Genomic DNA, 21,336 nt, shown 5'->3' on the forward strand with positions numbered 1-21,336 from the left:
GGCGTGCCCAGCACGCGTCCCGTCGAGGTGCACGCCGCCGACGTCGAGCCGGCCGCCGTCCGCTGCGCGCGCCGCAACCTGCCCGCGCGCGACGGGCACCACGTGCACCTCGGCGACCTGTGGGACGCGCTGCCGGGGCACCTGCGGGGCCGGGTCGACGTCGTCGTCGCGAACGCGCCCTACGTGCCGACCGACGCGATCGCGCTCATGCCGCCCGAGGCGCGCGACCACGAGCCCGTGACGTCGCTCGACGGCGGCCCCGACGGCACCTCGGTGCAGGCGCGCGTCGCGGCGGGCGCCGCGGCGTGGCTGCGCCCGGGCGGGCACCTGCTGGTCGAGACGAGTCGCTCGCAGGCCCCGACCACGCTCGCCCTCCTCGGGGCCGCGGGACTCGCCGCCTGCCTGGTCACGGACGACGACGTCGACGGCACGGTCGCTGTCGGCCGCCGCGCACCGCACGCGGACCGGTGAGACCGGGCCACGCAGCTACCGACCGGTCCCGACCCGACGGAGGATCTCGTCGACGACCCGCTCGACCGGGCCGTGGCGTCGATGACGACACCGTCGCGCGGGAGGCCCTCCTTCGTCGCGTGCCAGCGCACGATCAGCGCGCGGTCGGTGGGCTGCCCACCGCCCCACTCCTCGTCCGGTCTCGCGTCGAGCCGCCGGTGCAACGTCGGGAGGTCGACCTCGAGGACGAACACGCCGTCGAACAGGTCGATGAAGCGCGTGACGTTCCTCGAGCCCCCGCAGAAGAAGGTGACGCGCGCGTCCTGGTCGGCGACCAGGGCCCGGACCTTCTCGACGTCCCAGATGTGCTCCCCCGGCCCGCCGGCCACCGCCGGTTCGCCCGTCTCCGCGTCACCGCGGTAGGCCAGCTCCCGGTCGCCGTGGACGGCGTGGTGACCCCGCCGCTGGAGCTCGTCGCACACGGTGGTCTTGCCGGTGCCCGAGAGGCCCTCGACCAGGTAGTTCCGCCGGCCCACGTGGTGGTCGCTCCTAGTCGGCCGTGAGGGGCGCCGGTGCGTCCGCGACCTCGGGCGGCCACACGACCGCGAAGCGCTCGAAGACGACGTCGAGGTCCTCGGTCCACGCGATCCCGCGGTCGGCGCAGACGCGGCGCCAGTAGCGCAGGTGGTTCTCGAGCCACGACGCGCGGCTCCGGTCGTCCTCGGCCTCGTCGTAGGCGAAGGCGTCGTCGACGCTCGCGACCGGGCCGAGGCGCAGCTCGGTCGTGCGGAGCACGGCTCGCGGTCGACCCGTGCCGTCGCACGCGACCCAGTGACCGCCGATCCGCGGGAGCGGCTCGCCGTCCTCCGCGAACTCGACCGCGAGCGTCGCGGTGGCGCGCTTCGGGCCCTCGAGCACCAGGCTGAGCAGCTCCTCCGAGAGCTCGGCCGAGTCGCCGAAGTGATCGACGACGAGCTCCTGCCCCGGGTCCGCGGCGACCTGCGGGTGGGCGGCCAGGTACTCGTCCCACATCCTGCGGGCGGCGTCGTCGTCGTGCGGGGCAAGGGGTGTCGTCACCCGTGCATCATGCCTGCCGTGCCGCCACGGGTCACGGCGGCTACCGTCGCCCCGTACGGCACGGAGGTGGTGACACGGTGGAGACGATGGTCGTCCTCGTCGTCGTCGCCCTCGTCTCGATCGCGGTGGTCGGCGTGGGCGAGCGCTTCGACATCGCCTGGCCCGCGCTCATGGTCGTCGTCGCGACCGGCACCGGCCTGGTCCCCGCGTGGCGGGACGTGCACATCGAGCCGGACCTGATCCTCCCGCTCTTCCTGCCACCCCTCCTCTTCGCCACCGCGCAGCGGACCTCGTGGGGCCTCTTCCGGCGGCGGTGGCGCTCGGTGCTCGGGCTCGCGCTCGCGCTCACGGCCGCGAGCATCGCGGCGGTCGCCGGGACCGTCTGGCTGCTCGTGCCTGGCATCACGCTCGCGGCGGCGATCGCGGTGGGCGCCGCCGTCTCCCCGCCCGACCCGGTCGCCGTCGAGGCCGTCGCCGCCCCGCTCGGCATCCCGCGACGTCTCGTGGCGGTGCTCCAGAGCGAGGGCCTGTTCAACGACGCGGTCGCGCTCGTCGTCTTCCAGACCGCAGTGGCGGCGGCCGTCCAGCAGGAGCCGTTCGGCGCGATGGTCGTGGGACGGTTCCTGTTCGGCCTCCTGGCGGCGGTCGGCGTCGGCGTCGCGATGGGTGCGGGCGCCCTGTGGCTGCGGTCGAGGCTCACGACCGTCGCGGCCCGCAACGCGATCACGCTCGTCCTGCCCTTCGCGGTCTACCTCGTCGCGGAGGAGCTGCACGCGTCGGGCGTCGTGGCCGTGGTCGTCACCGCTCTCCAGGTGGGTGCGCAGCAGATGCCGGACCAGGTCGAGGACCGGCTCAGCGCCACGGCGCTGTGGGAGGTCATCGAGCTGGTCGTCACCGGCCTGGCGTTCGGCCTCATCGGCATCGAGCTGGGTGCCGCGGCGCGCGACGCCGGGACGCACCTGCCCTCGATGGTCGGCACGGGCGTCGTCGTCGGCCTCGTGCTGCTCGGGCTGCGCGTGGTCTGGCTGCTGGCCTGGCGCCCGATCATCGTCCGCACGGGCGACCCCACGGCCGCGCCGCGCACCGTGCGCGAGGCCCTCGTGCTCGCGTGGTGCGGCATGCGCGGGCTCGCCACGCTCGCGCTCGCCCTCGCCATCCCGATGACGGTGGGCGACGGCTCCCCCATGCCCGGGCGGACGCAGCTCGTGGTGATCGCCGCGACCGTCATCGTCATGACGCTGCTGGTCCCGGCGTTCACCCTGCCCTACGTCGTCCGGGCGCTCGGCATGGGGCGGGAGGCGGAGCGGGAGCGCGCGGCCGAGGCCAAGGTCGCCGTCCGCGCCCGCGACGCCGCGCTGGCGCACCTGCGCACGATGCCCGGCCTCGCGCACCTCCCGGAGGAGCGGGCGCTGCAGGTGCGCGCCGCGCTCGCCGAGCTCGAGGCCGTCCTGCTCGACCAGCCGTCCGGCGAGGCGCGCGGTCGCCTCGCCGAGGTGCAGCGCCGGCGTGCCCTCGTGCTGCACCTGCAGTCCGAGGGGCTCTCGGCCGCGCGCCGCGAGGTGCTCGTCGCACGCGGTGAGCGCGGGATCGACCCGGAGGCTGCGGACCGCGTGCTGCGCCGCCTCGACCTGCTCGCGCGGCCCGTGCGGCGATCGCGCCCGCTGCGCCGGCCGGAGGGGGACCCGGCACAGGGGTGACGACCCTGCGCTCAGCCCTCGTCGGCGAACATCGCGGCGTAGTGGACGTTGCGCATGACCCCGAGCACGTTGCCGAACGGGTCCACGACCGAGGCCGTGACGAAGCCGTCGCCGCGCACCGTCGGCGGGTCGTGCGGCACGGCGCCCAGCGCGAGCAGGCGCTCGTAGGTCGCCTCGAGGTCGTCGACCGCCCAGTGCGCGATGACGCCGCCGCCGGCGGCGGGGGTCTGCCGGTCTGCCTCCGACCGCGCCCAGGCGCGGTCGACGATGCCCAGGTCGGTCTCGCGGTCCCCCACCCGGAACTCGACGTACGCCGGCGGCGCCGGTGCCTCGGGCCGAACGAAGTAGGGCTCCACCTCGAGGACCTCGGTGTACCAGGCGGCTGCCGCCGGCACGTCGTCGGCCCACAGGTTCACGGTCGCGATACCTCGGAAGGCGGTCATCGTCTTCTCCTCGTCCTTCAGGCGACCCGTCGTCGCCCGACGTCTCCACCCTAGGAACCGTTGAGGAACGTATGGTTCCGCGATGTGCGGCATCCTCGACACATGGCCGACACCCCCGTGCGACTCCTCCGGCTCCTCGCCCTGCTGCCCACGCGGGCCACGTGGTCGGGGCCCGAGCTGGCCGACCGGCTGGGCGTCACGACGCGGACGGTCCGGAACGACGTCGAGCGGCTGCGCGACCTGGGCTACGAGGTGGAGGGCCGGCCGGGCGCGGGAGGTGGGTACCGGCTCGCGGCCGGCGCCGCCCTGCCGCCCCTGCTGCTCGACGACGACGAGGCGGTCGCCGTCGCCCTCGGCCTGGCGACCGCGGTCTCGGGCAGCATCACCGGCATCGAGGAGACGTCGCTGCGGGCGCTCACGAAGCTCGAGCAGACCATGCCGTCCCGCCTGCGGCACCGCATCGACGCGCTCCGCGGCGCGACGGTCTCCGCGTCGGCCGGCGGACCGACCGTCGACCCGGAGGTGCTCACGGTCCTCGCGCAGGTGTGCGCGCGGCGCGAGCGCCTGCGCTTCGACTACGGGGCGCACGACGGCGCCTCGAGCGTGCGCGACGTCGAGCCGCACCGCGTCGTGCACACCGGGCGCCGCTGGTACCTGCTCGCGTGGGACACCGGCGCGGGCGACTGGCGCACCTTCCGCGCGGACCGGATCGCGCCGCGGGTCCCGACCGGCCCGCGGTTCACACCCCGCGAGGTCCCCGGCGGCGACGCGCTCGCGCACGTGCTGCGCGGCGTCGGCTCGGCCGCCTGGCCGCACCGCGCGCGCGTCCGCATCGGGGCACCCGCGGACGACGTGGCGCAGCGCATCTCGCGCGTCGGGGGCGTCCTCACGCCGCTCGACGCCGCGACGTGCCTGCTCGAGACGGGCGGTGCGTCGCTGCCCGAGCTGGCCGGCTACCTCGCGAGCCTCGAGGTGCCTTTCGAGGTGCTCGAGCCCGACACGCTGCGCGAGGTGCTGCGGAGCATGGCGCGCCGCTGCAAGGCCGCTGCAGCGGTGACGTCGTGAGGACCGGCGGCGCGGTCAGCGCACCCGCCTCACGCGGCCCGTCGGGCGTCGGCGTGTGCCAGTCTGGCGTCCACCGGGCGGAGAGCCGCCCGACCCACGCCAGGGGTGACCATGAGCTGGATCCGCGAGCCGCGTGACGACGAGCTGACGGAGGCCGCCGCGGCAGCGAGAGCCGCCGACGTCGCGCACCGGGGCTACGTCCCGAACTACAACCGTGTCTTCGCCCACCGACCCGAGGCGTACGCCGCCTGGGGCTCGCTGGCCGGGGCGATCAAGGGTTCGATGGGCGTGCGCCGCTACGAGCTCGCGACGCTCGCGGCGGCGCTGCGGCTCCGGTCCAGCTACTGCTCGCTCGCCCACGGCCAAGTGCTCGCCGACACGGTCCTCGACCCTGCGACGGTGCGCGACGCGGTGCGCGGCGAGGACGCGGCCGCCCTGACCGACGTGGACCGTGCGGTCATGCGGCTCGCCGACAGGGTCGCGGCCGGCGCCGCGGACATGACGCCCGACGACCTCACCGAGCTGCGCGAGCTCGGCCTCGACGACGCCGAGGTCCTCGACGTCGTCCTCGCCGCGGCCGCGCGCTGCTTCTTCAGCACCGTGCTCGACGCCGTGGGCGCCGAGCCGGACGCCGCGTTCGCGGGGCTCGACCCGGCGCTCCGCGACGCCCTGACCGTCGGGCGGCCGATCGCCCAGCGCTGAGGCGGTGCCCGGCGGCTCCCCGGGACGCCGCCGGGCAGCCGGCGAGCCAGCCGGTGGGGTCAGGAGGTGACGTCGGCGGTCGTGAACCTGCTCCACGCGAGCGCGCCGAACACCGCCACCCACGCCGCCTGCACCGCGAGCCCCTGGCCGAGCACACCCCAGCCGACCTCGAGGCGCAGGAACTCGGCGAAGTCGAGCCAGTGGTGCGTCAGGAGCCCCGGGTGGATCACCGCGAGCTGCGGCAGCGTGTCGAGCACCGCCGAGACGATCGCGACGACGACGGTGCCCGCCATCGCGCCCACGGGCACCTCGGTGAGCGTGGACAGGAAGAGCCCGACGGCGACGAGCCCCGTGAGCGAGAGCGCGACGTACGCCGCCACGCCCGCGATGCGCAGCACGCCGTCGGCCACGGGCACCGTGGTGCCCGACAGCAGCGTGACGTCGCCGACGCCGAACATCACGGCGCCCACGACGAACGCGACGACCGCGATGGCGAGCACCGCGCACGCGACGTAGGCGAGCGTCGCGAGCGCCTTGATACCGAGCAGGCGCGCACGCGAGACCGGCACGGCGAGCAGGTACCGCAGCGTCCCCGCCTGCGCCTCCCCCGCGATCGCGTCGCCCGAGGCGATGCCCGTCGTGAGCGGGAGCAGGAACGGCAGGCACATGAAGAGCGCGGCCACCACGAGGAAGAGGCCGTTCTCGGTGACCCGGCTGATGAACCCCGGACCCTGTCCGCCGAGCGCGGAGTCCCGGGTCACGAACAGCACGGTGCCCAGGAGCAACGGCACGCACGCGAGCCCGACGAGCAGAGCGATGTTGCGGCGCCGGCCGAAGACGAGCCGGAGCTCGCTGCGCAGCAGGCGGCCCCAGGCGCCCCGCACGCGGGTCGGTGCGGCCGCGTGCGTGGCGGAGCCGGACGGCATGGCCGCCGTCGGGACGGCGGCGTCAGCGAGCGACATCGAAGCCCTCCCCCGTCAGCGTGACGAACAGCTGCTCGAGGCTCGGCCGCCGCACCTCGAGGCCGAGCAGCGGCACCCCCGCGCCCACGAGCGCGGCCGAGACCGTCTCGGGCGGGGTGCCGAGCGCGGCCTCGAGCACGGCGCCGTCCCGGACGACGTCGACCAGCCCCAGGCTGCCCAGGACGGCGGCGGCGCGGTCGGCGTCGGCCACGGTGGTCGTCACGACGACGCGTGCCGGTCGCGCGTCGGTGAGCACGCTGCGCTCGCCCTGGGCCAGCAGCCGGCCGCGGCTCATGATCCCGATGTGCGAGCACACCTGCTCGATCTCGGTGAGCAGGTGGGACGACACGAGGACCGTCGTGCCGGCGTCCGCGAGCTCCCGGACGAGGTGCCGCACCTCGCGCGTGCCCTGCGGGTCGAGCCCGTTGGTCGGCTCGTCGAGCACCAGGAGGTCGCGCGGCCGGAGCAGGGCGGCGGCCAGCCCGAGCCGCTGCTTCATGCCGAGCGAGTACTGCCGGTAGGGCTTGCGGGCGGCCGCGGCGAGGCCCACACGCTCGAGCGCGTCCCCCGTCCGACGGCGGGAGGTGCGCGGGTCGGCCGTCGCGTCCGCCGCGTCGAGCCGGGCAAGGTTCGCCGCACCGCTGAGGTACGGCTGGAACGCCGGGCCCTCGACGAGCACGCCGACGCGGGGCAGCACGCGCGCCGCGGCGTCCGGCATCGGCTCGCCGAGAAGCCACGCGCGCCCGTCGGTGGGACCGACCAGGCCCAGCAGCATCCGGATCGTCGTCGTCTTGCCCGACCCGTTGGGGCCGAGGAACCCGTAGACCGAGCCGCGGGGCACCTCGAGGTCGATCCCGTCGACGGCGACCTGACCCGAGCGGAAGCGCTTGGTCAGCCCGGCGGTGCGCACGGCGAGGTCCACGCCGGTCAGCATGCCGGACGCGGCGTCGACGGCGACGTCGGCCCGGTGCACCGGCTCGGCGGACCCCGCACGCCCGGTGGCGTGCGGGGTCTGCCGTGCGGGCAGCGTCGTGGCCATCAGACCCGGCTCCTGACGAGCACGACCATCACGCGAGGTCGCGCAGGGTCTCGGCGGGCACCGCGCCCACGAGCACCCGTCCGTCGTGGGTCACCAGCACGCTCAGGAGTGTCGAGGAGAGCAGGCGGCCCTCCGGGACCTCGGTCGTGAGCTGCTCGTACAGCGCGGACGTGTCGAGCTCCATCCCGCCCTCGCCGTCGGTGGGCTTGAACTCCCGCAGGAGCTCCTGCGCCTCGGGCGAGCCGATGGTCAGCTCGCCCCCGGGCAGCGTCTCGACGCCCTCGGGGTCGCCGGCCACGAGGGACGCGACGTCCACGCCGGCGAGCTCCACCACGCGGTCCCAGCCCTCGCCCGTCACGGTGACGTCGGGGTGCGTGGGCAGGCCGTGCGCGTCCGTGCCGAGCTGCGCGCGGGCCGCGTCGGCCTCCGGCGCCTCGGGCAGGGGCACGACGACGTCGCGCTGGTCCGCGCCGGCCGGTGCGGAGAACTCGAGCACCGCCGCGTCGGGGACCGTGAACTCCACGTCCGTGAAGCCGACCTCGAGCGCCGGGGCGCCGTCGTCCTGCGTGCTCCACACCTGGACGCGCAGCGGGGCGGACGTCTCGGCGTCGACCGCGACGACGACGCGCGCGACGAGCGTGCCCGTGCTCCGCGGCGTCACGACGAGCTGGTAGGCGTCGCGTCCGGCGACCGTGGTCTGCCCGTCGACCGACACGGTCGACGTCTCCTCGGCGGCGGCCAGCACCTGCGCGGCGGCCTCCTCGGGCGTCGGCAGGTCGCCCGCCACCTCGGGCGGCGGGCCCTGCTCGAGCTGCGACTCGAGCTCGGCGTACCGCGCCGCGTCGGCGTCGCTCAGCAGGTAGTGGACGACCTCGTCGTCGGCGCTCGAGTACGTCCACGCCTCCGCGCCGTCGCGCACGACCGAGTACTCGGACGTCGCGCCGAGCAGCGCCACGCGCGAGCGGTCCTCGCCGTCGCTCCAGACGCGCAGCGTCGAGCTGCCGCCGAGCAGGGCGATCGGGTCGGCGCCGCCCGCCTCGACGAACGGGATCTCGGGCAGCCCGAGGCGGGCCGTGTACACGACCGTCCCGGACAGCGCCTGCGGCTCGGCCTGGGCCACGGCGGCGAGGAGCTCCTCGGCCGTGCGGTCCGGCAGGCCCTCGCCACCCGCCGACGCGACGAGCGTCGGTCCGGCGAACGCGGCGGCGACGGCGGCACCGACGGCGACGGGCACGGCCCACCGGCGGCGGGCGCGGCGCCGGGCGCCTGCGTCAGGCGCCCCGGTCGCGTCGGTGGTGGGACCTGCGGTGGCGGAGGTGGTGGGGTCGGTCTGCTCGTCCATGGCACCACTGTGCGCCGGTGCACCTGAGAGGACCCTGAGAGGCGACGCGGGCCCGTGCCGGCCCCGGTGGCATGCTGCCTGCATGCGCGTGCTGGTGGTCGACGACGAGCGGGGACTCACGCGCGCCGTGCGCCGCGGCCTCGAGGCCGAGGGGTTCGCGGTCGACGTCGCGCACGACGGCGAGACCGGGCTCGAGCTCGCGACCGGGACCGATTACGACGCGATCGTCCTCGACATCATGCTGCCCCGGCGCAACGGGTACGACGTCGTCACCGCGCTGCGCGAGCGCGACGTGTGGACGCCGGTCCTGCTGCTCAGCGCGAAGGACGGCGAGCACGACGTCGCCGACGGCCTCGACGTGGGCGCGGACGACTACCTGACCAAGCCCTTCTCGTTCGTCGTTCTCGTCGCGCGGCTGCGCGCGCTCGTGCGCCGGCCCGCGGGGGCGCGGCCCGCGGTGCTGACCGCCGGCGACCTGGAGCTCGACCCCTCGGCGCGGACCGTGACCCGCGCCGGGCAGCCGGTCGACCTCACCGCGAAGGAGCTCGCGCTGCTCGAGTACCTCATGCGGCACGCGGACCGGGTGGTCGGCAAGGTCGAGCTGCGCGACCACGTCTGGGACGGCACGGGCGAGGACCTCAACGTCGTCGAGGTCTACGTCGGCTACCTGCGCCGCAAGCTCGGGCGCTCCGCGGTGACCACCGTGCGCGGCGCGGGCTACCGCGTGGCGGGATGAGCACGGGCGCACCGCGCCGCCGGCTCTCCGTGCGGGCACGGCTCACGGTCCTGACGTCGGGGCTCCTGTGCGTGACGCTCGCGGTCGGCGCGGTCGCGCTGACCACCGTGCTGTCCCGCAGCCGGGTCGCCGAGCTCGACGACGCGGTCCGTGCGCGCGTCGCGACGGTCCTCACGCTCGTCACCGACGACCGCCTGCCGCCCGCGCTGCCGGTCGCCGAGCCGGGCGAGATCGCCCAGGTGCTCGACGCCGACGGCCGCGTCCTCGCGTCCTCCGCGACCGCGAGCCGCACGCTGCCCGTCCTGCCGCCCGACGAGGTCGACCGCCTCGCGGGCAGCTCCGCGGCCACGGGAGCAACCCCGGACGCGAGCGCCGTCACGGTCACGGCGACCGAGGCGAGCGCGTACGACGACGCCGCCCGCGCCGCCGTCGTGCGCACGACGCTCGGCGGCGAGCCGACGACCGTCGTCGTCACCGTGCCGCTCGGCGAGGTCCGCGGGCTGCTGCGCGCGCTCGCGGTCGCGCTCGTCGGGGTGGTCCCCGTGCTGACGGCGCTGCTCGGGGCCGTCGTGTGGGTCGTCCTCGGGCGGGTGCTCGCCCCGGTCGAGGCGCTCCGGCGGGCGGCCGAGCAGGTGGCGCGCACGGGCGGGCCCGGGTCGCTGCCCGTGGTCCGCGCGGACGACGAGATCGGGGCCCTCGCGCGGACCCTCAACGAGATGCTCGACCGCCTCGAGCTCGCCGCGGCGCGGCAGCGGACGTTCGTCGCCGACGCGGCGCACGAGCTCCGGTCGCCGCTCGCCGCGCTGCGCGCCGCGACGGACGTGGCCCGCGCCCACCCCGACGCGTACCGCAGCGCGGAGCTTGCGGAGGAGCTGGGCGCCGAGGTGCTCCGCATGCAGCACCTCGTCGACGACCTGCTCCTCCTGGCGCGCGTGGGCTCGGTCCCGCCCGTGCGCACCGCGTTCGACCTCCGGACGGCCGTCGACGAGGCGCTGGCGGTCGCCCGGGGCGCGTCCCCGGACCCCGACCGGGTCGCCGTCGTCGTGACGGCTGCGTCCGGGCCCGCGACCTCGGAGACCTCGTCCGGCTCGGCACCGACGGCTCCCGGACCCCGGGCGGCGTCGGTCCTGGGTGACCCGGCGGCCGTGGTGCGGGTCGTGCGCAACCTGCTCGACAACGCTCTGCGTCACGCCGCGTCGGAGGTGCGCGTGACGGTCGGCGCCGGCGAGGTCGTCGTGGACGACGACGGCACGGGCGTCCCGGTCGAGGACCGCGAGCGGGTGTTCGAGCGCTTCGTGCGCCTCGGCGCCGCACGCGAGCGGGACTCGGGCGGCAGCGGCCTCGGCCTCGCCATCGCCCGGGAGGTCGCGCGTGAGCACGGGGGCGACGTCACGCTGACCGACGCACCGGGTGGCGGCCTGCGCGCGGTGCTCCGGCTCGGGTCCCCGCCGACCGCACCGGTGGCGCGTCCTGCGACGGGACGTGAGGCTGGACGTCCGACGACGTCAGGAGCGAACGATGGGCGACGACCTCACGAAGGGTGACCACGTCACCTGGAAGAGCCACGGCTCGACGGTCGAGGGGACCGTCGAGGAGAAGATCACGAAGGACACCGAGGCGGCCGGGCGGACGGTCCGCGCCTCGAAGGACGACCCGCAGTACGCCGTCCGCAGCGACAAGAGCGGCAAGGACGCGGTCCACAAGCCGTCGGCCCTGCACGAGGACTGAGCTCGTCACCGCCTGACAGCCGACGCCGGGTCGCCCACCGGGGTGCACGCGGCGCCCGGACCGGGACGTCGACAGCCCTCCGTGCCAGGTGGGACGCTGCGCGCACGCCGACCGTCGCACCGACGCGTCCGGCGGCGACCGGAGGACGACGCCATGGGCACGACGCTCGCCACGGACCCACCGACCACCCGCGTGCCGCCGACCGCGGTCACCTGGCTGCGCCTCGGCGCCTGCGCACTCGTCGTCGCAGCCGTCGTCGCCACGTTCCTCGAGGCCGCCGGGCGCACCACGGTGAACCCCTTCAACCTGTTCGGCTACTTCACGGTCCAGTCCAACCTGCTCCTGGCGCTCTGCTACGGCGTGGTCGCCGGGGCGGCACGGACCGGTCGCGCGCCGACGTGGGCCGTCCCGGCGCGGGCGTGCGTGGTCACGTACGTCGTCGTCGTCGGCCTCGTCTACGTGGTGCTGCTCGCGCCGCTCGGAGCTGCGGGCGGCGTCCCCGTGCCGTGGGCGAACGTCGTCCTGCACGTCGTGACGCCGCTCGCGGGTGCCGTGGACTGGCTCGCGGCGCCCGACCGGCGACGGCTGACCGGGCGCGTCGTCGGACTCGCGCTCGTCTACCCGCTGGTGTGGTGCGGCGTCGTCTTGGTACGGGGCGCCACCGACGGCTGGGTGCCCTACCCGTTCCTCGACCCGGCCCAGGGCTACGCCACGGTGGCGGGCTACGTGGCGGCGATCGCGGCGTGCATCGCCGCGGTCGCGGCGCTCGTCGTGGCGGGCTCCCGGCTGCCGGTGGTCGGCGGACGGCCCGTCGACGGTCCTCCTCCGACGGCCTGACCGCCGGCGCGGCGAGCGCCGTCGGCCTGACCGCGGTCGCACGACCTCGCCCGCGCGCGACCCCGGGCCGCGCCCGTCCCGCTCCGGTCAGAGGCCGACGGGTCCCGCGTCGGCGGCCACGGTCGTCGAGATGCGCAGGGCAGCGACGAGCTCGGCGTACATCTCGTCGGCCTCGAGCAGCTCGGCGTGGGTGCCGGTCGCCCGCACACGGCCGCCGTCCATGACGACGATCGCGTCGGCGTCCACCACCGTCGAGAGACGGTGGGCGATGGTCACGACGACGCCCTGGGCCGCGACGCGCGCGATCACCTCCTGGATCGCGACCTCCGTGAGGCCGTCGAGCTGGGCGGTCGCCTCGTCGAGCAGCAGGACCTGGGGCGTCCGGACGACGGCACGCGCGAGCGCGACCCGCTGCCGCTCGCCACCGGACAGGCTGGTCGCCGTGACCGGCGTGTCGAGCCCCTGCGGCAGCGCACGGACCGTCGCGTCGAGCCGCACGGCGGCGAGGGCCGCCCAGAGCTCCGCCTCGTCGGCCTCCGGGTGCCGGAAGAGCAGGTTGTCCCGCACCGTGCCGGCGAGCAGCGGCGTCTCCTGCTCGACGTAGCCGATGCGGCTGCGCACGGTGTCGATGCTCAGCTCGTCGTACGGGACGCCGTCGAGCAGCAGCGTGCCCGCGTCGGGCGGCAGGAACCGCAGGACCAGGGAGAACGTCGACGTCTTGCCCGCCCCCGACGGCCCGACGAGGGCGACGTGACCCCGCCGCGGCACCACGAGGTCGAGGTCGTCGACGGCCGGCGCCGCGGCGCCGTCGTACGTGAGCCGCACCCCGCGGAGCTCGAGCACCGGGCGGTCCGACGCCGTCGCGGCCAGGGCACGGCCCGCGTGCACGTCCTCGATCCGGATGTCCTCCGTCTCGCGGATCCGCGCGGCCGCGGCGACCCCGGACTGCAGCTGGGTGAACGTCTGGGTGAGGGTCGTGATCGGGTCCACGATGTTGAACGCGTAGAGCAGGAACGCGACGAGGGTCGAGACGGCGAGACCGCCCTGCTCCACCCGCCAGGCACCGATGCCGAGGATCGCGATGATCGCGAGCTGGATGCCGCCGCCCGCGACGGCCCATGCGGCGGCGGTGACCCAGACGGCCCGGATGCTGTGCCGCGCCGACTCGCGCGCACGGTCGACGACCTGAGCCGTCTGCCGCTCCTCCGCCCGGCTGGCCTTCACCGTCCGCAGCGCCCGCAGCCCGCCCTCGAGCGTCGAGCCGAGCTCGCCGACGGCCTCCTGCGCCCGCCGCTGCGCCACCCCGATCCGTGGCAGCAGCACCGCCATGAGAACGCCGACCACGACGATGGCGACCAGCGTGCTGAGCAGCAGCTGCACGTCGAGGACCGCCATGAGCACGACGGTCCCGACGAGGGACACCGTGCCGTTGACCAGCTGCACCGCGCTCGACGACGCCGCCTCCCGCAGGAGCACGGTGTCCGACGTGACGCGCGTGACCAGCTCGCCGGGGGTCCGGCGCTGCACGTCCCCCAGCGTCCCGTGCAGGAACCGGCGGACGAGCGACGTCCGGGCGTCGAGCACGATGTGCTCCGCGAGCCGCCCGAGCAGCACCCACTGGGCCAGCCCGGTGATCATCCCCAGCACGACCAGGCCCAGCAGCAGCGTCACCGGCCCGGTCATCGAGGCGCCCGTGCCGATCGTGTCGAGGACACGCTTGACGGCGAGCGGCATCGCGAGCGCGGCCGCCGTCGCCCCGAGGCCGAGGACGATGCCCACGCCGACCACCCGGCGGTGCGGCCGGACGAAGTCCCACAGGACCCGCAGGTTCTCCCACCGGAGCGGGACGGTCGGCTGCTCCCCCTCGGCGCTCATGCGACCGAGTCGACCATGTCCCTCGGGTGGTCGTCGACGGTGTTCGCTGCGGGCGTGGCGCGCACCGCGAAGGCCGCCGGGATCGCGAGCAGCGAGATGACGGCGCCCACGACGAACGCGGCGTGCACGCCGCCCGCCGTGGCCTCGAGTACGTCGGCGCCCTGCTCCGTGAGGACCGCCCCCTGCGCGGTCATCACGGTCACGAAGAGCGCCGTGCCCGCCGCGCCGGCGACCTGCTGCACCGTGCCGACGACGGCGCTGCCGTGCGAGTACAGCTGCGGGCGCAGCGAGCCGAGCGACGCGGTGAAGAGCGGCGTGAACATCAGCGCGAGGCCCGCGCTGAGCAGCACGTGCGTCCCGAGGACGAGCCACGACGAGGTCGCCGCGTCGAACGTCGTCAGCGTCCACGCGGCCGCGCTGACGACGACGGTGCCCGGGACCAGCAGCACGCGCGGCCCGGAGCGGTCGTAGATTCGCCCCACGGTGGGCGCGACGAGGCCCATGAGCAGCCCACCGGGGAGCAGCAGCAGACCGGTCCCGAGCGCGTCGAGACCGAGCACTCCCTGGGTGTAGATGGGCAGCAGGATGATCGTGCCGAACAGCGCCATCATGCTGACCGCCATGAGGCCGACGGCGACCGAGAAGGTCGGCGAGGCGAAGGTCCGCAGGTCGAGGAGCGCCGCGTCCGACCGCTGGAGCCGGCGCTGCCGGGCGACGAACAGGGCGAGACCCACGACGCCGACCACGACGGGCGTCCAGGCACCCACGAGACCGCCCGCCTCGCCCGACGCCTCGCCGAACCGGCTGAGTCCGTAGACCAGCCCGCCGAAGGCGATCGCCGAGAGCACGACGGACACCACGTCGACGCGCGCGTGCCGCGGCTCCGTGAGGTTCTGCAGTCGCGCCGCGCCGAGGGCGAGCGCGCCGAGCGCGACCGGCAGCACGAGCCCGAAGAGCCAGCGCCAGTCGAGCACGCTGAGCACGAGGCCCGAGAGCGTCGGCCCGAGCGCCGGCGCGACCGAGATGACCACGCTGATGTTGCCCATGGTCCGGCCACGCGACGCCGGGGGTGTCACCGTCATGACCGTGGTCATGAGGAGCGGCAGCATGATCGCGGTCCCGCTCGCCTGCACGACGCGACCGAGGAGCAGGACGGCGAAGCCCGGTGCGAGCGCGCACACGAGGGTGCCGAGGCTGAACAGGGACATCGCGGCGAGGAACGTGGCGCGCGTGGTGATGCGCTGGATGACGAATCCTGTGATCGGGATGACCACGGCCATGGTGAGCATGAATGCGGTCGTGACCCACTGCGCGGTGCTCGCGGTGATGGAGAGGTCGCTCATGAGGTGCGGCAGCGCGACCCCCATGACCGTCTCGTTGAGGATCACGACGAACGTCGAGACGAGGAGGAGGACCACCGTGCGGCGGTCACGGGCCGTCATGGTCTCGGGCTCGGGCCGTCCGGCTCCCCCGGTGGTCGGCAGGTCGGGTCCGGTCACGGGTGTGCCCCCTCGAGGTACGTCGGGTCGTGGTGCGTGCTCGTCGTGGTGCGTGCTCGTCGTGGTGCGTGCTCGTCGTGGTACGCGCTGGTCGTGGTACGCGCTCGTCGTACGACGTGGTCACCCTGGTCCGACCGGCTCACGCGGCGGAACTCATCGGAGCGACGCGTCAGTCTCGCGGTCACCACCGACACGGGTCGACCGGATTCTCGGTCCGGTCCCCCGCCCTGGTCCGCCACGCGGTCCGCCGAGCGCCGCTGCGGACGCCGGGAGCGCCGCCTGACGTGGCGCGCTGGGCCTCCGTCGGCGAGCATGGCCGCAGCCACCGACCGGAGGGGGGCCGGAATGGCCATCAGGCTCGTGACCGCGGCGCGGTCGGTCACCGGACCGCACCGTGCCGACAACCAGGACTCCGTCGGCTGCGGACCGCGGTTCGCGTTCGTGGCCGACGGCGTCGGCGGGCACGCGGGCGGGGACGTCGCCTCGTGGACCGTGACCCACCGGCTCATGGCGATGCTCGCGACGCGCGACCTGAGCCGGGTCACGCCCGACGAGCTGCGCGAGATGGTCGGGCAGGCGAACGCCGACCTCGCCCTGCGCGTGGGCCGCGAGCCCCGCCTGCGGGGCATGGCGACCACGTTCACGGGGCTGTTCTGCGCGGACGACGAGGTGCGCGTCGCGCACATCGGGGACTCGCGCGCCTACCTCGTCCGCGACGGGCACGGGCGGCGCGTGACCCGCGACGACTCCCTGGTGCAGGCCCTCGTCGACCAGGGTGCGGTCGACCCCCAGGACGCGCAGCACCACCCGCAGCGCAACGTCATCCTGCGCTCCCTCTCGGGTGACGCCGCGGATGCCGCGGGCCTGACCCTGCTGCACGTCGAGGCCCGTCCCGGCGACCGCTGGCTCCTCACGAGCGACGGCCTGAGCGACTACGTGCCCGAGCACGAGCTGCTCGGCCTCCTCTCCTCGGCCCCGTCCCCCGACGTGGCGGCCGAGTCCCTCGAGCGCGCCGCGCTCGAGGCCGACGCGCACGACAACGTGAGCGTCGCCGTGTGCGACGTCGCCGAGGGCGACCCGCCTGCGGACGAGGCGCCGCGCTACCTGGGCGCGGCGGCCGACGAGTCGCAGGGGCACGTCGGCGCACTCCCCGGCCGAGGTGTCGATCCGGGGCTCCGCCGTTCGTCCAGAGGGTGAGGGCGGGCACCCGGCCGGCCCACCGAGGAGGACACCATGCCCACGTACCTGCTGGGGATCATCCAGCCGTCCGGTCCCGCTGCCCCGCCCGAGATGCTCGAGCCGATCATGCGCGAGGTGGGCGCCGTCGACCAGGCCATGCGCGACGCCGGCGTGTGGGTGTTCTCGGGCGGCCTGCACGACCCGAGCACGGCGACCGTCCTGCGGGCGCGCGACGGCGGGGTCGTCGTGACGGACGGCCCGTTCGCCGAGGTCAAGGAGCAGCTCGGCGGGCTCACGATCGTCGACGTCGCCGACCTCGACGAGGCGCTGACCTGGGGCGGCCGGCTCGCGGCGGCGACCACGCTGCCCGTCGAGGTCCGTCCGTTCCAGGGGTGACCTCCCGGTGAGCCGCACGGACGTCGAGGACGCGTTCCGGCGCGAGTACGGCCGCGCGGTCGCCGTGCTGGTGCGCGTCCTCGGCGACATCGGTCTCGCCGAGGAGGCCGTTCAGGACGCGTTCACGGTGGCCCTCGAGCGCTGGCCGCGCGAGGGGACGCCGCCGAGCCCTGCGGGCTGGATCATCACGACCGCGCGCAACCGCGCCGTCGACCGCCTGCGCCGCGAGGCCACGCGCGACCGGCGGCACGCCGAGGCGGCGCTGCTGCACTCCCCGTCCGAGCCCGAGGAGGTGGGACCCGTGACCGACGACCGGCTCCGGCTCGTCTTCACGTGCTGCCACCCGGCCCTCGCGCCCGAGGCGCAGGTCGCGCTCACGCTGCGGCTCCTCGGCGGCCTGACGACGCCCGAGATCGCGCACGCGTTCCTGGTCCCGGAGGCGACCGTGGCCCAGCGGATCGTCCGCGCCAAGGCGAAGATCCGCGACGCGCGCATCCCGTACCGGGTGCCGTCCGACGCCGACCTGCCGGACCGCCTGCCCGCGGTGCTCGCCGTCGTCCACCTCGTGCTCACCGAGGGGCACCACGGCTCGACGGGCGCGGGCGGGCCGCGGGCCGACCTCAGCGCCGAGGCGATCCGGCTCGGCCGGCTGCTCGCCGAGCTCATGCCGGACGAGCCCGAGGTGCTCGGCCTCCTCGCGCTCATGCTCCTGACGGACGCGCGCCGCCCCGCGCGCACGGCGCCGGACGGGACGCCCGTCCCCCTGGACCAGCAGGACCGCTCGCTGTGGGACGGCGCGCTCCTCGACGAGGGCCGCGCGCTGCTGCGCACCTGCCTGCGCCGCGGCCGGCCCGGTCCGTACCAGCTCCAGGCGACGATCGCCGCCGTGCACGCGGACGCGCGCGCGTGGTCCGAGACGGACTGGCAGCAAATCCTGCGCGTCTACGACGACCTGCTCGCACTCACACCCACGCCCGTCGTCGCGCTCAACCGTGCCGTGGCCGTCGCCGAGGTGGCCGGACCGGCGCGCGCGCTCGAGCTCGTCGACGCGATCGATCTCGGCGACCACCCCGCTCGCCACGCCGTCCGCGCCGACCTGCTCCGCCGTCTCGGCCGCAGCGCCGAGGCCGAGGTCGCCCACGCCGACGCGCTGCGCACCGCGCGCACGGACGCCGACCGTGCACTGCTCGTGGCGGCGCGAGGGCGGGCGCGGTGACACGGCCGCGGGCGGAGGGCCGACCGCGGGGCTCCGACCGCCGCGCCCTACACCGGGCCGGTCGCCCGCCGGACTGCCCGGAAGCATGCCCTGATCTCCTCGACCAGCACGTCGGGCTGCTCGAGCGCAGGGAAGTGCCCGCCCGGGACGGCTCGCTCCAGTAGCGGATGTCGCTGAAGCGGCGCTGCGCCCAGCGCAGCGACGGACGCTGGTTCTCCCGCGGGAACACCGTCCCGCCGACCGGGACGTGGACGGGATCCCCACCGGGCTCCGCCAGGAGGCGTCCGACGTCGTCGATGCCCTCCCGGTAGAGGCGCGCCGACGAGCCGCCGCTGCGGGTCAGCCAGTAGAGCGTGAGGTCGTCGAGCAGCCGGTGCCTCGGGATCGCGGCGTCGAGGTCGCCGTCGTGATCGGTCCAGGCCCACACCTTGTCCACCACCCACGCGGCGAGGGCCACCGGGGAGTCGGTGCCGTGCGCCGCGAAGCGCTCGTACCCGAGCGCCGCCATGAGCCGGACCCATGCCGCCGCGATCGCGTCGACGCCCCAGCCGGGTGCGGGCGGCGCGTCGCTGAAGCCGTACCCCGGCAGCGAGGGGACCCACGACGTGGAACGCGTCGGCGGGGTCGCCCCCGTGCGGCTGGGGGTCGGCCAGCGGCGCGACGACGTCGAGGAGCTCCATCACGGACCCCGGCCAGCCGTGCGTCAGGATCAGGGGGAGCGCATGGCGTCAGGATCAGGGCAGCGCATGCGGGTGAGGCGCACCCGGACCTGGCCGAGCGCCTCGAGGCGCTCCTCCGCCGCACGCCAGTCGTAGTCCTCCGCCCAGGTCCTGCACAGCTCGCGCAGGTACTCGAGCGGTGGGCCCTCGGCCCACCGCGGCTCGAGCGCGGGTGCGGGCCACCGCGTGCGCCGGAGCCGCTCTCGCAGGTCGTCCAGGTCGGCGTCGGGCACGCGCACGCGGAACGGCTCCACCACGACGTCGCCGTCGGCCTGCGTCACGGCCGCTCCCGCAGCGCCGCGACGAGCCGGTCGAGCAGCTCGGCCTGCGCCGCGACGACGACGCCACGCGCCTCGTCGACCGGCCACCACGCGACGCGGTCGAGCTCCGGGAAGGTCACGCGGCGACCCGACCGGGGCGGCCACTCGACCTCCACGGTGCTGCGCACGTCGCCGAGCCGCGTGACGTCGAGGTCCGCCCGGCGCGCCCACGCGTGCACCGTCTTGCCGGCCTTCTGGGTGACGGCGCCGAGGGAGAGCTCGGGGCCGTCGGGGGCCGGCACGCCCAGCTCCTCGGCGAACTCGCGCAGCGCGGTCGCATGCAGGTCCTCACCGGGCAGCGGCTCCCCCTTGGGTACCGTCCACGCGCCCGCCTCCTTGCGCGCCCAGAACGGTCCGCCCATGTGACCGAGCAGCACCTCGGTCCCCGCCGCGCCCCCGCGGTGCAGCAGCAGACCTGCGCTCGTCGCGGCGGAGCGCGGTGCGGCGCTCACGCGAGGCGTGCGGCGTCAGGCGCGGCCGTCGTCGGGCGCGTCGAGCGGACGGTCCCGCGCGACGTGGTCGCCGTGCGACGTCGGCGTCGTGTCGCCGCCGGCCCCGGAGGCCGTGCCGGACGGGGTGCCGGTGGATCCCTGCGCGGTGGCCTGGCCGTTACGCCGACCGCTCGGGACGTCCGGGTCGAGCTCGTCCGCGCGACGCAGGCGCTCGTCGACGTCCGCGCGCGCCGCGTCGACCTTCTGGGCCCGCTCGTGCGCCTCGGCCTGGAGGCGTGCGGCCTCGGCGGCACGCGCGTCGGCCTCCGCGGCTCGCGCGTCGGCGTCGGCCTGGGCGAGGCGTGCCTCGGCGTCGGTCCGGGCCGCATCGGCCTCGCGGCGCTGGACGTCGATGCGGTCGGCCTCGGCCTTCTCGCGCATCTCGCGCGCCTCGTCGCGCTTCGCGGCCTCGACCTTGCCCTTGCGCCCGCGCAGCACCAGCCACAGCAGGACGAGCAGGACGACCACCGCCACGGCGACGATGATCCAGGTCAGCGTGCTGTCGTCCATGTGCGTCTCCTCGGTCTCGGCGGTCCCGCCGGCACCTCTGCCTGCCGGCGGCCCGCGCCTGGTGGTGCTGCGCTGCTGCGCTGCTGGGCTTCAGCGCTCCGACGTGCGACGTCCGGCCGCTCGGCGACCCCCTCGCTGCCGATTCGACCGCTCCGTGATCAGGTCCGCAACCGGAGGGCCCCACGCAGGCGCCTCAGCCCGGCCGCGGTGCCGGCCGCGACGGCCACGGCGGGCAGCGCGACGGCCGCCACCCTCCGGTGGTCGTGCCGGCGCCAGCCGTCGGAGACCGGGCCGGCACCCGCGCCCGCGGGCTCGAGGACGTTGCCGTCGCGCGGGGGCGTCGGCTCGCGACGCAGGCCGAACCGGTGGACAGCGGGCCCGACGACACGGTCGAACACGGCCGGCAGCAGGTGGTGCACCCAGACGGCGGCCCGCTGGGTCTGCCCGACGACCACGCGTCGGCGCGGCCGGTCGGCCGCGGCCAGCACCGCGCGCGCGACCCGCTCGGGCGACGTGACGGGTGGCAGCGGCCGGATCTCCCGCCCGAGGTAGACGGCGGCGTGGCGGTAGATCGGGGTGTCGACCGTGCCGGGCAGCACCGTGCAGACGTGGATGCCGGCCACGCCGCGCAGCTCGTGCCGGAGCACCTCGGCGAAGCCCGTCAGGCCCCACTTCGCCGCGACGTACGGCGCGACGTAGGGCGCGCTGAGCTCGCCGTACAACGAGGACACGACGACGAGCACGCCGCTCCCCTGGCGCCGGAAGACGGGCAGGACGGCCCGGGCGCCGTAGGTCTGGCCCAGGAGGGTCGTGCGGACGACCTGGTCGAAGACGTGCGCCGGGGTGTCCTCGAAGCGGCCCTGGCTCCACGAGGCGGCAGCACCGACCCAGACGTCGACGCGCCCGAAGCGCTCGACGGCCGTCGCGGCGAGCGCCTCGACCTGTGCCTCGTCCGACACGTCGGTGGGCACCGCGAGCGCTCGCGTCGCGACCGCACCGGCCGCCCCGTCGCCGTCCGGGCCCCGCCGCTCGCACTCGGCGGCCACCTCGCGC

General features: G+C 75.8%; 21 protein-coding genes and 2 pseudogenes. 11 read left to right on the forward strand and 12 right to left on the reverse strand.

The features are described from left to right. Positions 1-471 (forward strand): annotated as a pseudogene (locus ICW40_RS07815) (putative protein N(5)-glutamine methyltransferase); the annotation flags it as partial. A 227-nt stretch (positions 472-698) separates the two neighbouring features. On the opposite strand, the pseudogene ICW40_RS21750 reads toward ICW40_RS07815, so the two are convergent. Beyond that, a pseudogene (locus ICW40_RS21750) lies at positions 699-986 on the reverse strand (nucleoside kinase); the annotation flags it as partial. Positions 987-999: 13 nt separating this feature from the next. Further along, entirely contained in the window at positions 1,000-1,482 is a 483-nt protein-coding gene (locus tag ICW40_RS07820) for an ASCH domain-containing protein (protein WP_221653286.1), read from the reverse strand. Between the two features lie 131 nt (positions 1,483-1,613). Between ICW40_RS07820 and ICW40_RS07825 the strand changes: the two genes are divergently transcribed. Continuing rightward, complete coding sequence (locus ICW40_RS07825) at positions 1,614-3,224, forward strand: cation:proton antiporter (protein WP_260458936.1); 1,611 nt, start codon at positions 1,614-1,616, stop codon at positions 3,222-3,224. A gap of 11 nt (positions 3,225-3,235) precedes the next feature. On the opposite strand, the gene ICW40_RS07830 is transcribed toward ICW40_RS07825, so the two are convergent. Then, positions 3,236-3,667, reverse strand: coding sequence for a VOC family protein (locus ICW40_RS07830; RefSeq protein WP_221653272.1), 432 nt, complete (start codon positions 3,665-3,667; stop codon positions 3,236-3,238). 102 nt (positions 3,668-3,769) lie between these two features. Here ICW40_RS07830 and ICW40_RS07835 point away from each other — a divergent pair, with 102 nt between their 5' ends. Beyond that, positions 3,770-4,732, forward strand: coding sequence for a helix-turn-helix transcriptional regulator (locus ICW40_RS07835; protein ID WP_221653273.1), 963 nt, complete (start codon positions 3,770-3,772; stop codon positions 4,730-4,732). A gap of 111 nt (positions 4,733-4,843) precedes the next feature. Then, positions 4,844-5,434, forward strand: coding sequence for a carboxymuconolactone decarboxylase family protein (locus tag ICW40_RS07840; protein ID WP_221653274.1), 591 nt, complete (start codon positions 4,844-4,846; stop codon positions 5,432-5,434). Between the two features lie 59 nt (positions 5,435-5,493). Here ICW40_RS07840 and ICW40_RS07845 read toward each other — a convergent pair whose 3' ends face one another. The 3 genes from ICW40_RS07845 to ICW40_RS07855 form a co-directional block, all read right to left on the reverse strand. Continuing rightward, on the reverse strand, positions 5,494-6,396 hold the full coding sequence (locus ICW40_RS07845) for an ABC transporter permease (protein WP_260458934.1): 903 nt from the start codon (positions 6,394-6,396) through the stop codon (positions 5,494-5,496). Beyond that, on the reverse strand, positions 6,383-7,330 hold the full coding sequence (locus tag ICW40_RS07850; RefSeq protein WP_221653288.1) for an ABC transporter ATP-binding protein: 948 nt from the start codon (positions 7,328-7,330) through the stop codon (positions 6,383-6,385). Before ICW40_RS07850 ends, ICW40_RS07845 begins: the two co-directional genes overlap by 14 nt. A 133-nt stretch (positions 7,331-7,463) precedes the next feature. Beyond that, on the reverse strand, positions 7,464-8,777 hold the full coding sequence (locus ICW40_RS07855) for a LolA family protein (RefSeq protein ID WP_260458935.1): 1,314 nt from the start codon (positions 8,775-8,777) through the stop codon (positions 7,464-7,466). An 82-nt stretch (positions 8,778-8,859) separates the two neighbouring features. Here ICW40_RS07855 and ICW40_RS07860 point away from each other — a divergent pair, with 82 nt between their 5' ends. The 4 genes from ICW40_RS07860 (at position 8,860) to ICW40_RS07875 (ending at position 12,078) form a co-directional block, all read left to right on the forward strand. Continuing rightward, on the forward strand, positions 8,860-9,513 hold the full coding sequence (locus ICW40_RS07860; protein WP_221653275.1) for a response regulator transcription factor: 654 nt from the start codon (positions 8,860-8,862) through the stop codon (positions 9,511-9,513). Then, positions 9,510-11,057: a sensor histidine kinase gene (locus ICW40_RS21490; RefSeq protein ID WP_221653276.1), complete on the forward strand. Its 1,548-nt coding sequence runs from the start codon at positions 9,510-9,512 to the stop codon at positions 11,055-11,057. The genes ICW40_RS07860 and ICW40_RS21490 overlap by 4 nt, the downstream gene beginning before the upstream one ends. Next, complete coding sequence (locus tag ICW40_RS07870) at positions 11,032-11,241, forward strand: hypervirulence associated TUDOR domain-containing protein (RefSeq protein ID WP_221653277.1); 210 nt, start codon at positions 11,032-11,034, stop codon at positions 11,239-11,241. Before ICW40_RS21490 ends, ICW40_RS07870 begins: the two co-directional genes overlap by 26 nt. Before the next feature lie 153 nt (positions 11,242-11,394). Further along, the gene (locus ICW40_RS07875; RefSeq protein WP_221653278.1) at positions 11,395-12,078 is read left to right on the forward strand and encodes a Pr6Pr family membrane protein; all 684 of its coding nucleotides are present in this window, start codon (positions 11,395-11,397) and stop codon (positions 12,076-12,078) included. Positions 12,079-12,165: 87 nt separating this feature from the next. Here the strand turns inward: ICW40_RS07875 and ICW40_RS07880 are convergent, their stop codons facing one another. Both ICW40_RS07880 and ICW40_RS07885 read right to left on the reverse strand, forming a co-directional pair. Beyond that, positions 12,166-13,953, reverse strand: coding sequence for an ABC transporter ATP-binding protein (locus ICW40_RS07880; RefSeq protein ID WP_221653279.1), 1,788 nt, complete (start codon positions 13,951-13,953; stop codon positions 12,166-12,168). After that, a complete protein-coding gene (locus ICW40_RS07885; protein WP_221653290.1) occupies positions 13,950-15,395 on the reverse strand; it encodes a DHA2 family efflux MFS transporter permease subunit in 1,446 nt (481 codons plus the stop codon). Before ICW40_RS07885 ends, ICW40_RS07880 begins: the two co-directional genes overlap by 4 nt. A 402-nt stretch (positions 15,396-15,797) precedes the next feature. Between ICW40_RS07885 and ICW40_RS07890 the strand changes: the two genes are divergently transcribed. Genes ICW40_RS07890 through ICW40_RS07900 form a run of 3 tightly spaced genes read left to right on the forward strand, consistent with a single transcriptional unit; the run spans position 15,798 to position 18,243 of the window. Then, entirely contained in the window at positions 15,798-16,649 is an 852-nt protein-coding gene (locus tag ICW40_RS07890) for a PP2C family protein-serine/threonine phosphatase (protein WP_221653280.1), read from the forward strand. Positions 16,650-16,685: 36 nt separating this feature from the next. Further along, a complete protein-coding gene (locus tag ICW40_RS07895; RefSeq protein WP_221653281.1) occupies positions 16,686-17,027 on the forward strand; it encodes a YciI family protein in 342 nt (113 codons plus the stop codon). Positions 17,028-17,034: 7 nt separating this feature from the next. Beyond that, positions 17,035-18,243: an RNA polymerase sigma factor gene (locus ICW40_RS07900; protein WP_221653282.1), complete on the forward strand. Its 1,209-nt coding sequence runs from the start codon at positions 17,035-17,037 to the stop codon at positions 18,241-18,243. Positions 18,244-18,952: 709 nt separating this feature from the next. Here ICW40_RS07900 and ICW40_RS07905 read toward each other — a convergent pair. From ICW40_RS07905 to ICW40_RS07920, 4 genes are all read right to left on the reverse strand, one after another. Continuing rightward, on the reverse strand, positions 18,953-19,243 hold the full coding sequence (locus ICW40_RS07905) for an epoxide hydrolase N-terminal domain-containing protein (RefSeq protein ID WP_221653283.1): 291 nt from the start codon (positions 19,241-19,243) through the stop codon (positions 18,953-18,955). After that, complete coding sequence (locus ICW40_RS07910; protein WP_308121699.1) at positions 19,240-19,734, reverse strand: NUDIX domain-containing protein; 495 nt, start codon at positions 19,732-19,734, stop codon at positions 19,240-19,242. The genes ICW40_RS07905 and ICW40_RS07910 overlap by 4 nt, the downstream gene beginning before the upstream one ends. Before the next feature lie 15 nt (positions 19,735-19,749). Then, positions 19,750-20,283, reverse strand: a complete 534-nt coding sequence (locus ICW40_RS07915) for a hypothetical protein (RefSeq protein WP_221653284.1) — start codon at positions 20,281-20,283, stop codon at positions 19,750-19,752. 158 nt (positions 20,284-20,441) lie between these two features. Beyond that, the coding region (locus ICW40_RS07920) for an SDR family NAD(P)-dependent oxidoreductase (RefSeq protein WP_221653285.1) at positions 20,442-21,336 on the reverse strand (895 nt) is incomplete at its 5' end.

It is taken from the genome of Actinotalea ferrariae, assembly GCF_019733465.1.
In the GTDB taxonomy this organism is placed as follows: Bacteria; Actinomycetota; Actinomycetes; order Actinomycetales; family Cellulomonadaceae; genus Actinotalea; species Actinotalea ferrariae_A.